Raw genomic sequence first — 11,679 nt, 5'->3', positions numbered from 1 at the left:
TGGTAGCGGGGGCAGGATTTGAACCTGCGACCTTCGGGTTATGAGCCCGACGAGCTGCCAGACTGCTCCACCCCGCATCAGAAGCGGAATTATGAGGGATGGCTTCAAAACATGCAAGCTTTTCCTCATTCATCAAACCGGTTGGCGCCGATCTGAAGTTGGTAGCGGGGGCAGGATTTGAACCTGCGACCTTCGGGTTATGAGCCCGACGAGCTGCCAGACTGCTCCACCCCGCACCGGAAGTGTTTGAACTGCTGCCCTGCTCTTTCGAGGAGGGCTACCGCAACGATGTTCTGGCTGAACCGCTGCAGTGACAACTCAGGCTGCGCATATTACACGAAACGCGCAGCTTTGTGTCAACTTTTATGCAAGATGCGCAAATGCCTGCTGGCACCAGACCATGATCGGGTTCCAGGCCAGGCCCAGGGCCAGCAGCGCCAGGGCATTCACGCCCAGCACCACGCCCAGCACGCGGTCGTTGTTGCGCGGCATGGCCTCGCCCACCGGCTCATCGAAGTACATGACCTTGATGACGCGCAGGTAGTAGAAGCAGCCGACCACGGCGCACAGCACGCCGAGGATGGCCAGCCACAGCAGGCCGCCGTTGACGGCAGCGCCGAGCACGGCCAGCTTGGTCCAGAAGCCCAGGAACGGCGGGATGCCGGCCAGCGACGCCATGATGCACAGCACCAGGCCGGCCATCCACGGGTTGCGGGCGTTCAGGCCCTTGAAGTCCTCGATGTTCTCGGCTTCAAAGCCGGCGCGCGACAGGGCGATGATCGCACCGAAGGCGGCGGTGGACATGATGGCGTAGGCCAGTGCGTAGAACAGCGCGGCGGCATAGCCCTGCGCGCCGCCACCGGCGATGCCCATCAGCAGGAAGCCGATGTGCGACACGGTGGAGAACGCCAGCATGCGCTTGAGGTTGCTCTGCGCGATCGCCATCAGGTTGCCGATGACCAGCGACACGGCGGCCAAGCCGGCGATCAGCAGCTGCAGTTCGGTCGACAGCGGGCCCACGCCCATTTCCAGCAGGCGGTAGGCCATGCCGAAGGCGGCCAGCTTCGGTGCCGAGCTGATGAACAGCGCGATCGGCGCCGGGGCACCCTGGTAGACGTCGGGCAGCCACATGTGGAACGGAGCGGCACCCAGCTTGAAGGCCACGCCGGCGATCATGAAGACCGCACCGGTGATCAGCAGCACGCGCTCATCCGAATGCGGGATGGCGGCCTGGATGGCATCCAGGTGCAGGCTGCCGGTGGCGCCGTAGATCAGCGACATGCCGTACAGCAGCAGGCCCGACGCCAGCGAACCGAGCACGATGTACTTCATCGCCGCTTCCGAGGCCAGGCCGCTGTCGCGGTTGCTGGCGACCAGTGCGTAGGAGCACAGGGCCAGCAGTTCCAGGCCCAGGTAGACCATCAGCAGGCTGCCGGCCGAGACCAGGATCATCATGCCGGCGGTGCCGAACAGGATCAGCACCGGGATCTCGCCCTGGAACAGGTTGCGGTCGCGCAGGTAGCGCCAGCCGTAGACCAGGGTCAGGCCGCTGAGCAGCACGATCCCGGTCTTCATCACGTCCGCGGCGGTATCGCGCACGAACATGCCGTGGAAGACCTCACCCTGCCCGCCCACGCCGGTGGCGAGCATGAACAGCACCACGGCCAGTGCAGCGACCGAGAACAGGTGGGTGACGATCTTGTTCCGGTTGCTGACGAACAGATCGAGGATCATCAGGGCGAAGGCGCTGCCGATCAGCACCAGCTCGGGAGCGAGCGGTGGCAGGTCAGCGGCGGTCAATGGCAGCAGCGGCGAGGTGGTCATCATCAAATCCTGGAATTACAGCAGCTTGCTGGATGCGATCTGCATCGCCAGCTTCGCGATCGAGGGCTCCATCAGGTCGGTCAGCGGCTTGGGGTAGATGCCCAGCGCCAGCACGCCGATGGCGAACACGCTCAGCAGCGCCCATTCGCGGCCGTTGATGTCCTTCAGTTCGGCTACGTGGCTGTTGGCCACTTCGCCGAAGAAGATGCGCTTGTACAGCCACAGGGTGTAGGCCGCACCGATGATCAGGGTGGTGGCGGCGCCCAGGGCGATCCACGGATTGCGCTGGAACGCAGCCAGGATGACCATGAACTCACCGGCAAAACCACTGGTGCCCGGCAGGCCGGCATTGGCCATGAAGAACAGCATGGCGAAGGTGGCGAACCACGGCATCACGTTGACCACGCCGCCGTAATCGGCGATGCGGCGGCTGTGCATGCGGTCGTACAGCACGCCGACGCAGGAGAACATCGCACCGGACACGAAGCCGTGCGAGATCATCTGCACCATGGCGCCCTGCAGGCCCAGGCGGGCGGCATCGGCGTTGCCGGCTTCACGCACCAGCCACAGGGCGATGAAGGTGCCCAGGGTGACGAAGCCCATGTGCGCGATCGACGAATAGGCGATCAGCTTCTTCATGTCGTCCTGCACCAGGGCGACCAGACCGACGTAGATCACCGCGATCAGCGACAGCGCGATCACCAGCCAGGCCCACTCGTTGGACGCATCCGGAACGATCGGCAGGTTGAAGCGCAGGAAGCCGTAGCCACCGATCTTCAGGGCGATGGCGGCCAGGATCACCGAACCGGCGGTCGGCGCTTCCACGTGGGCGTCCGGCAGCCAGGTGTGCACCGGGAACATCGGCACCTTGACCGCGAAGGCGATCAGGAAGGCGAAGAAGATCCAGGTCTGTTCCTTGGCGCTCAGCGGCAGCGCGTACAGGTCGGCCAGCTGGAAGCTGCCACCCTTCATGTACAGGTAGATCAGCGCCACCAGCATCAGCACCGAGCCGAGGAAGGTGTACAGGAAGAACTTCATCGCGGCGTAGATGCGGCGCGGGCCGCCCCAGACACCGATGATGAGGAACATCGGGATCAGCATCGCCTCGAAGAACACGTAGAACAGCATCGCGTCCGTGGCCGAGAAGATGCCGACGGTGACGCCTTCCAGGATCAGGAAGGCCGCCACGTACTGGTTCACGCGCTTGTCGATCGCGCTCCAGGCACCCAGCAGGGCCAGCACGCCGACCAGGGTGGTCAGCAGGATCAGCGCGATGGCGATGCCATCCACGCCCAGGTTGTAGCCGATCTTGTACGCCGGGATCCACGCATGGGTCTCGACGAACTGCATGCCATCGGCAGCCGGGTTGTAGCCGCCGAGCAGCGAGAGACTCGCAACGAAGGTCAGCAGCGCCACGCCGATCGACGCCCAGCGGGCGGTCTGCGCATCACGGATCGCAAGGATCAGGGCACCGCCGAGGATCGGCAGCCAGATGAGGACACTGAGTAGGGGCCAGTTCGACACGTCTTCTTATTCCGTACAGGTCATCAACGCAGGTAATGCATCAGCACGCCCAGGAGGGCAATCAGGCCGATGATCATCGCGAAGGCGTAGTGATAGAGGAAACCGGATTGGGTACGACGCAGCACGCCGGCTGCGACGTCCACAACACGTGCCGAGAGATTGACCACGCCGTCGACGATGTTGCTGTCGATCCAGCGAGCGACCTTGCCGAGCTTGACGCTGCCACCGGCAAAACCGTCGATCCACAGCTTGTCGAAGCCGTACTTGTTTTCCAGCACCGAGACCAGCGGAGCAAAGGTCCTGCGGGCCTTGCCCGACAGGTCCGGCTTCCACAGGTAGAACAGCGCGGCCAGCAGGAAGCCTGCGACGGTCAGGAAGAACGGCGGCAGCATCATGCCGTGCAGCGCGAACGCCACCGGGCCATGGAACTCCTCGCCGAGGAAGGCCACGGTGTTCTTGGCCGGATCGTAGAAATCGACGATGCCGGTGAAGAACGTGGTCGCCTGGCCCTTGATCGCCTCGTGGGCGTGGTGGCCGGCCCAGTCGGTGCCGTGCAGCATCGGACCGATGCTGAAGAAACCGATGGCGATCGAGGGGATGGCCAGCAGGATCAGCGGCAGGGTCACCACCCACGGGGTTTCGTGCGGCTCATGCGGACCATGGCCATGGCCGTGGTCGTCATGTGCATCGCCGTGGTGCGCATCGGCGTGATGGGCATCGGCGGCATGATGGTCGTCATGGCCGTGGTCATCGTGGTGCGCGTCACGGAAGCGCTCCGGACCATGGAAGGTCAGGAACAGCAGGCGGAAGCTGTAGAAGCTGGTCACCAGCACGCCACCCAGCACTGCCCAGTAGCCGTAGGTGGCCACCCAGGTGTTCTGCATGTGGGCGTGGATCTCGGCCGCCTCGATGATGGTGTCCTTGGAATAGAAGCCGGAGAAGAACGGCGTACCGACCAGGGCCAGGGTACCGATCCACATGGTGATGAAGGTGATCGGCATGTACTTGCGCAGGCCGCCCATCTTGCGCATGTCCTGCTCGTGGTGCATCGCGATGATGACCGAGCCGGCACCCAGGAACAGCAGCGCCTTGAAGAAGGCGTGGGTCATCAGGTGGAACACGGCGGCCGAGTAGGCCGAGACGCCCAGCGCCACGGTCATGTAGCCGAGCTGGGACAGCGTCGAGTACGCAACCACGCGCTTGATGTCGTTCTGCACGATGCCGATCAGGCCGGTGAAGAACGCGGTGGTGGCACCGATGAAGAGGATGAAGTTCAGCGCGGTCTGCGACAGCTCGAACAGCGGCGACATGCGGGTGACCATGAAGATGCCTGCGGTCACCATCGTCGCGGCGTGGATCAGTGCCGAGATCGGGGTCGGGCCTTCCATCGAATCCGGCAGCCACACGTGCAGCGGGACCTGGGCCGACTTGCCCATGGCGCCGATGAACAGGCAGATGCAGATGACGGTCGCGATCGACCAGACCACCGGGTCGCTCAGCAGCTGCATGCCGAACACGGTGCCGTCCCAGATCTGCATCTTGGCTTCGGGGCTGGCCAGGGCGCCTGCCTGCGAGAAGACCTGCGAGTAGTCCAGGGTGCCGAACACCCACAGCACGCCGGCGATGCCCAGCAGGAAGCCGAAGTCACCGACGCGGTTGACCAGGAACGCCTTCATGTTGGCGAAGATCGCGGTCGGGCGCTTGAACCAGAAGCCGATCAGCAGGTACGACACCAGGCCCACCGCTTCCCAGCCGAAGAACAGCTGCAGGAAGTTGTTGCTCATCACCAGGGTGAGCATCGAGAAGGTGAACAGCGAGATGTAGCTGAAGAAGCGCTGGTAGCCCGGGTCTTCTTCCATGTAGCCGATGGTGTAGATGTGGACCAGCAGCGACACGAAGGTCACCACCACCATCATCATCGCGGTCAGCTTGTCGACCATGAAGCCGACATGGGCCGAGTACTGGCCGACTTCGAAGAAGGTGTACAGGTTCTGGTTGAACGGCTGTGCACCGCCCCAGACCAGCTGGTACAGCGTGTACATCGACAGGGCGCAGCTGATGGCCACGCCGAGGATGGTGACGGTCTGGGCGCCGAAGCGCTTGACCTGGCGACCGAACAGGCCGGCGATGATGCTGCCGAACAGCGGTGCAAGCACCACTGCGATCAACAGACTCTTGGAGAGAGTGATTTCCATCTGTGGATCAGCCCTTCAGCGAATCGACTTCGCCGACATTGATTGTGCGGCGTGTACGGAACAGGGTCACCAGGATCGCCAGGCCGATGGCGGCCTCGGCTGCGGCGACGGTCAGGATGAAGAACACGAACAGCTGGCCGGACGGATCGCCGAGCTGGCGCGAGAACCCGACAAAGTTGATGTTCACCGACAGCAGCATCAACTCGATGGACATCAGCAGGACGATGATGTTCTTGCGGTTGAGGAAGATGCCGGCAAGGCTGATGCAGAACAGCACCGCGCCCAGCGCCAGGATGTGGCCGAGAGTGATCATGCCTGGGTCTCCTCGTCGCCCGCGACCGGCTTGGTGTTGGTGTGGACCAGCGGCTGTTCGGCGTCCATCTTGACCACGCGCAGACGCTGCGAGGCCTTGACCATGGTCTGGTCACCCGGGTTCTGGCTCTTCACGCCGGTACGGCGACGCAGGGTCAGCATGACGGCGGCAACCACGGCCACGGTCAGGATCACGGCGGCGAACTCGAACGGCAGCAGGAACTCGGTGAACAGGCTGCGTGCCAGCCAGGTGATGTTGGACGTGTCCGCGGCCAGGGCCGCAGCGTTGTCCGCCGGGAAGGCGTTGACCGCCCTGCCCTTCACCCCGATCAGGATCAGCATCTGCACCAGCATCGCCACGGCCACGATCAGGCCGACCGGAAGGTAGCGCACCCAGCCCTCACGCAGGTTCGTGGGATCGATGTCGAGCATCATCACCACGAACAGGAACAGCACCATCACCGCGCCGACGTAGACCAGCACCAGGGCGACACCGAGGAACTCGGCACCGACCAGCAGCCACACGCAGGCGATGGAGAAGAAGGTCAGCACCAGGCAGAGCACGGCGTGAACCGGGTTGCGCACGCTGATCACCGCACCGGCCGAAACCGTTGCCGCGATGGCGAACACCCAGAAAGCGAAATTTACCCAATCCATCTCTCGACCTCAGCGGTAAGCGGCATCGGCGGCACGACGCTCGGCGATCTCGTTTTCGAGACGATCGCCAAGGGCCAGCAGCTGCGGCTTGGTAACGATGTTTTCGCCACGGTTCTCGAAGTGGTACTCGAGGATGTGGGTTTCGACGATCGAGTCCACCGGGCAGCTTTCTTCGCAGAAGCCGCAGAAGATGCACTTGAACAGATCGATGTCGTAGCGGGTGGTACGGCGGGTGCCGTCCTCGCGCTTGGCCGAGTCGATGGTGATGGCCAGTGCCGGGCACACCGCTTCGCACAGCTTGCAGGCGATGCAGCGCTCTTCACCGTTGGGGTAACGGCGCAGGGCGTGCAGGCCACGGAAGCGCGGCGACTGCGGGAACTTCTCCATCGGGTACATCATCGTGTACTTCGGCTTGAAGCTGTACTTCAGCGTCAGCCAGAGACCGGCCAGCAGTTCGAGCAGCAGCAGGCTCTTGAAGTAATGGGTAATCCTGTTCATCACTTAGACGCCCTTTTGAATCACGCCGAAGAACACCATGACGGCGGTAACCGCGATCCACAGAATGGCCAGCGGGATGAAGACCTTCCAGCCCAGGCGCATGATCTGGTCATAGCGGAAGCGCGGGAAGCTGGCACGGAACCAGATGTAGGCACTGGCGAAGAAGAACACCTTGACGAACAGCCACGGTGCACCGCCCTTCCAGATCCAGTCGACCAACGGCGAGACATCGCCGAAGTTCACCCAGCCCTGGATCGGGCTCAGCCAGCCACCGAGGAAGAAGATCGAGATCAGGAAGCTGATCAGGATCATGTTCGCGTACTCGGCCAGGAAGAACAGGGCGAAGGCACCGCCGGAGTATTCGACCATGTGGCCGGCGACGATTTCCGATTCGCCTTCCACCACGTCGAACGGGGCGCGGTTGGTTTCAGCCACGCCCGACACCCAGTAGATGACAAACAGCGGGAACAGCGGCAGCAGGAACCAGTCGAAGAAACCGGAGCTGCCGGCCTGTGCCATGACGATGCTGCTCAGGTTCAGGCTGCCCGAAGCGATCATCACGCCGACGAGGGCGAAGCCCATCGCGATTTCGTAGCTGATCATCTGCGCCGAGGCGCGCATGGCGCCCAGGAATGCGTACTTCGAGTTGGATGCCCAACCGGCCAGGATGATGCCGTAGATGCCCAGCGAGGTCATCGCCAGCAGGTACAGCAGGCCAGCGTTGGCGTTGGACAGCACGATCTGCGAGTCGAAGGGCACCACCGACCAGGCGGCAAACGCCGGGGCCAGGGTGATCAGCGGGGCCAGCAGGTAGATCGCCTTGTTGGCGCTGCTGGGCTGGACCACTTCCTTGAACAGCAGCTTGAAGACGTCGGCGAAGGCCTGGAAGACGCCCATGCCCACGTACATCGGGCCGTGGCGGACGTGCATCCAGCCGATCAGCTTGCGTTCCCAGACCACGTAGAAGGCCACCGAGACGATCACCGGCACGGTGATCACCAGGATCTTCAGGATGATCCAGATCAGCGCGCCGATATCACCGAGGGCAAGCAGCCACTGGTGCAGCGGGTCGACCGCGTTCAACAGCAATTCGTTCATGCAGCCACCACCGATACGCGAGCGGCACCCAGCGGCGCGGTCGCGCCGTGGCCCGATTCAATCCAGACCGAACCCGCAGCGACGCGGGCGTCGACCACCACCGGCAGGGTGGCCTTGCCGGCATCGGTGCCGACCTTGGCCATCTGCCCTTCCTGCAGCTGCAGGCGCGCGGCATCGTCAGCGTTCAGCACGATGCGCGGGGCGTTGTTGAGCGGATGCGACTGCAGCGCCGGCGCGCGACGGACCACCGCATCGGTGCGGTAGATCGCAGCGGTCGAAGCCACTTCCAGGCCTTCGCCTTCAACGGCCGGCTGGGCCGAGGCCGCCACGGGAACCGACACCGGCGCCAGGCTGGCACGCAGGCCGGCCAGGTCGGTGAAGTCGAAACCGGCCAGCGCCATCTCGCCGCCCAGTGCGCGCAGCACGCGCCAGCCCTCGCGGGCCTCGCCCGGCAGCTTGCCGCCGGCACGGGCCGACTGCTCGCGACCATCGAGGTTGGTCAGGGTGGCGTCGATTTCCGGCAGCGCGCCGATCGGCAGGATGACGTCGGCAACGTCGCGGGTGGAGACGCAGGCGAACTGGCTGAAGGCCACCACCTTGGCACCGACCAGCGCCTTGCGCGCGGCCGGGGCATCGGCGAAGTCCAGGCCCGGCTCGAGGCCGTACACCACGTAGGCCTGGCGCGGCTGCGCCAGCATGGTGGCCACGTCCTTGCCGGCCGGCAGCACGCCGGCGCGGGTCAGGCCCACGGCATTGGCGCCCTGCGGGATGCGGCACAGCTTGGCGCCGGTGGCGGCAGCGAAGTCACGCGCAGCGGCGCGGATCGCGGCGGCCTGCGGGTGGTTCTCGGCGATGCCACCGACGATCAGCACGGTGTTGGTACCGCCCTGCACTGCCGAACGCAGCTCTTCGCTGGCCAGCGCGTCGACGAACTTCGACGGGGCGACGATCTGCTTGCCGGCGATGCTGAAGGCGAAGTCGAAGTCCACCGGGTTGACGACGTGGATCTTCGCGCCCTTGGTGGTCTGCGCCTTGCGCAGGCGGGCGTGCAGCAGCGGCAGTTCGTGGCGGATGTTGCTGCCCAGAACCACGATGCGGTCGGCGCCTTCGATCTCGGCCAGCGGCAGGCCGAACACTTCGGCGGTTGCAGCGTCGGAGAAGTCGCGGTTGTTGATGCGGTGGTCGATGTTGTTCGAGCCCAGGCCCTTGGCCAGGCGGGCCAGCAGCGCGCCTTCCTCGTTGGAGGTCGAGGGGTGCACCAGCACGCCCAGGTGGTCACCCTGGTGGGCCTTCAGGATCTCGGCAGCCGCGGCCAGGCCTTCGGCCCAGCTCACTTCCTGCCACTCGCCGTTGACCTTGCGCAGCGGCTTGACCGCACGGTCTTCGCTGTACAGGCCCTGGTGCGAGTAGCGGTCACGGTCGGACAGCCAGCACTCGTTCACGGCTTCGTTGTCGCGCGGCACGGTACGCAGCACTTCGCCGCGACGCACGTGCAGGAACAGGTTCGAACCCATGGCGTCGTGGTAGCCCAGCGATTCGCGCGCGGTCAGTTCCCACGGACGGGCGCGGAACTGGAACACCTTGTTGGTCAGCGCGCCGACCGGGCAGACGTCGACGACGTTGCCGGACAGCTCGGTGGTCAGCGGCTTGCCGTCGTAGGTACCGATCTGCAGGTTCTCGCCGCGGTACATGCCACCCAGTTCATAGGTGCCTGCCACGTCGGCGGTGAAGCGCACACAGCGGGTGCACTGGATGCAGCGGGTCATCTCGGTGGCGACCAGCGGACCCATGTCCTCGTCCGGCACCACGCGCTTGCGCTCGTTGAAGCGGCTGACCGAACGGCCATAGCCCAGCGAGACGTCCTGCAGCTCGCACTCACCGCCCTGGTCGCAGATCGGGCAATCCAGCGGGTGGTTGATGAGCAGGAACTCCATCACCGAACGCTGGAACTTGAGCGCCTTCTCACTGCGGGTGGCGACCTTCATGCCGTCCATCACCGGGGTGGCGCAGGCCGGCGCCGGCTTCGGCGACTTCTCCACGTCCACCAGGCACATGCGGCAGTTGGCGGCGATCGGCAGCTTCTCGTGGTAGCAGAAGCGCGGAATGGAGATGCCGGCCTTGTCGGCGGCCTGGATGATCATCGAGCCCTTGGGCACGACCAGCGACTTGCCATCGATCTCGATGGTGACGTGATCGGGTGGGACACTCGGATTTACGGGTTGCGCGCTCATGCAGCGGCTGCCTCCACCTTCTTGCCGTCAACCATCGAATGACCGTTGACGATGTAGTACTCGAACTCGTCCCAGAACTGGCGCAGGAAGCCCTGGATGGGCCATGCAGCCGCTTCGCCGAACGCACAGATGGTGTGGCCTTCGATCTGGCCGGCCACCGCCTTCAGCTGGTGCAGGTCTTCCATCGTGGCCTTGCCGGCGACGATGCGCTCCAGCACGCGGTGCATCCAGCCGGTGCCTTCACGGCACGGGGTGCACTGACCGCAGGATTCCTTGTGGAAGAACTGACTGATGCGGCAGGCGAACTTGACGCAGCAGACGCTGTCATCCAGCACCACGACGGCGCCCGAACCCAGGCCGGAGCCCAGCGCACGGATGGTGTCGTAGTCCATCGGCAGGCCCTTCAGCTCGGCCGCGGTCAGCACCGGCATCGACACGCCGCCCGGGATCGCGCCCTTCAGGGTGCGGCCCGGACGCAGGCCACCGGCCATTTCCAGCAGGTCGTCGAAGGTGGTGCCCAGCGGCACTTCGAAGTTGCCGCCGTTCTGCACGCAGCCGGAGACCGAGAAGCACTTCGGGCCACCGTTGCCGGTCAGGCTCAGGCCCTTGAACCACTCCGGACCGTTGCGGATGATCGCCGGCACCGAACCGTAGGTTTCGGTGTTGTTGATCGTCGACGGCTTGCCGTACAGGCCGAAGTTCGCCGGGAACGGCGGCTTGTAGCGCGGCTGGCCCTTCTTGCCTTCCAGCGATTCCATCAGCGCGGTTTCTTCGCCGCAGATGTAGGCGCCGGCGCCCAGGGCACCGTAGATGTCGATGTCCACGCCCGAGCCCATCACGTTCTTGCCCAGCCAGCCATTTGCATAGGCATCGGCCAGGGCCTGTTCGAAGTGCTCGAACGGCTCGTGGTGGAACTCACCGCGCAGGTAGTTGTAGCCCACGGTCGAGCCGGTGGCGTAGCAGGCAATTGCCATGCCTTCCACGACCGAATGCGGGTTGTAGCGCAGGATGTCGCGGTCCTTGCAGGTGCCCGGCTCGGATTCATCCGAGTTGCAGAGGATGTACTTCTGCATGTTGCCCTTGGGCATGAAGGACCACTTCAGGCCGGTCGGGAAGCCAGCGCCACCGCGGCCGCGCAGGCCCGAGGCCTTGACCATCTCGATGACCTGCTCCGGCGGGATCTTCTCTTCGAGGATCTTGCGCAGGGCGGCGTAGCCACCGGTCTTCAGGTAGCTTTCGTACGACCACGGGGTGTCGTAATGCAGGGTGGTATAGACCACCTGGTGCGGCAGCGGCGCGGGGCCGACCGGACCCTTGGATTCGTGGTGATGTGCCATGCC

Annotated in this window: 9 protein-coding genes and 2 tRNA genes; all 11 read right to left on the bottom strand. The window is 64.6% G+C overall.

All coding sequences use genetic code 11. From position 1 onward, the window contains the following. A tRNA-Met gene (locus NQ204_RS15495) sits at window positions 1–77 on the bottom strand. Between the two features lie 82 nt (window positions 78–159). Beyond that, window positions 160–236 (bottom strand) — tRNA-Met (locus tag NQ204_RS15490). A gap of 127 nt (window positions 237–363) precedes the next feature. Beyond that, complete coding sequence (gene nuoN, locus NQ204_RS15485) at window positions 364–1,824, bottom strand: NADH-quinone oxidoreductase subunit NuoN (RefSeq protein WP_079222602.1); 1,461 nt, start codon at window positions 1,822–1,824, stop codon at window positions 364–366. A gap of 15 nt (window positions 1,825–1,839) precedes the next feature. Then, window positions 1,840–3,348, bottom strand: coding sequence for an NADH-quinone oxidoreductase subunit M (locus NQ204_RS15480; RefSeq protein ID WP_108769450.1), 1,509 nt, complete (start codon window positions 3,346–3,348; stop codon window positions 1,840–1,842). A gap of 23 nt (window positions 3,349–3,371) precedes the next feature. After that, a complete protein-coding gene (gene nuoL / locus NQ204_RS15475) occupies window positions 3,372–5,543 on the bottom strand; it encodes an NADH-quinone oxidoreductase subunit L (RefSeq protein WP_116863225.1) in 2,172 nt (723 codons plus the stop codon). A gap of 7 nt (window positions 5,544–5,550) precedes the next feature. Then, window positions 5,551–5,856, bottom strand: a complete 306-nt coding sequence (gene nuoK, locus NQ204_RS15470; RefSeq protein WP_053519917.1) for an NADH-quinone oxidoreductase subunit NuoK — start codon at window positions 5,854–5,856, stop codon at window positions 5,551–5,553. Beyond that, window positions 5,853–6,512 (bottom strand): NADH-quinone oxidoreductase subunit J, encoded by a 660-nt coding sequence (locus NQ204_RS15465; protein ID WP_116863226.1) that lies wholly within the window; start codon window positions 6,510–6,512, stop codon window positions 5,853–5,855. Before NQ204_RS15465 ends, nuoK begins: the two co-directional genes overlap by 4 nt. A 9-nt stretch (window positions 6,513–6,521) precedes the next feature. Continuing rightward, entirely contained in the window at window positions 6,522–7,010 is a 489-nt protein-coding gene (nuoI, locus tag NQ204_RS15460; RefSeq protein ID WP_005410456.1) for an NADH-quinone oxidoreductase subunit NuoI, read from the bottom strand. A 3-nt stretch (window positions 7,011–7,013) separates the two neighbouring features. After that, window positions 7,014–8,108: an NADH-quinone oxidoreductase subunit NuoH gene (gene nuoH, locus NQ204_RS15455; protein WP_116863227.1), complete on the bottom strand. Its 1,095-nt coding sequence runs from the start codon at window positions 8,106–8,108 to the stop codon at window positions 7,014–7,016. Beyond that, window positions 8,105–10,339 carry an NADH-quinone oxidoreductase subunit NuoG gene (gene nuoG, locus NQ204_RS15450; RefSeq protein WP_116863228.1) on the bottom strand — a complete coding sequence of 745 codons (2,235 nt, stop codon included), beginning with the start codon at window positions 10,337–10,339 and terminating at the stop codon, window positions 8,105–8,107. Before nuoG ends, nuoH begins: the two co-directional genes overlap by 4 nt. After that, window positions 10,336–11,676 carry an NADH-quinone oxidoreductase subunit NuoF gene (nuoF, locus tag NQ204_RS15445; RefSeq protein WP_108750220.1) on the bottom strand — a complete coding sequence of 447 codons (1,341 nt, stop codon included), beginning with the start codon at window positions 11,674–11,676 and terminating at the stop codon, window positions 10,336–10,338. The genes nuoG and nuoF overlap by 4 nt, the downstream gene beginning before the upstream one ends. Between the last annotated feature and the right edge of the window lie 3 nt (window positions 11,677–11,679).

This window comes from Stenotrophomonas testudinis, assembly GCF_024499815.1.
Taxonomy (GTDB): Bacteria; Pseudomonadota; Gammaproteobacteria; order Xanthomonadales; family Xanthomonadaceae; genus Stenotrophomonas.
This window is presented reverse-complemented; position numbering and strand designations above follow the sequence as displayed.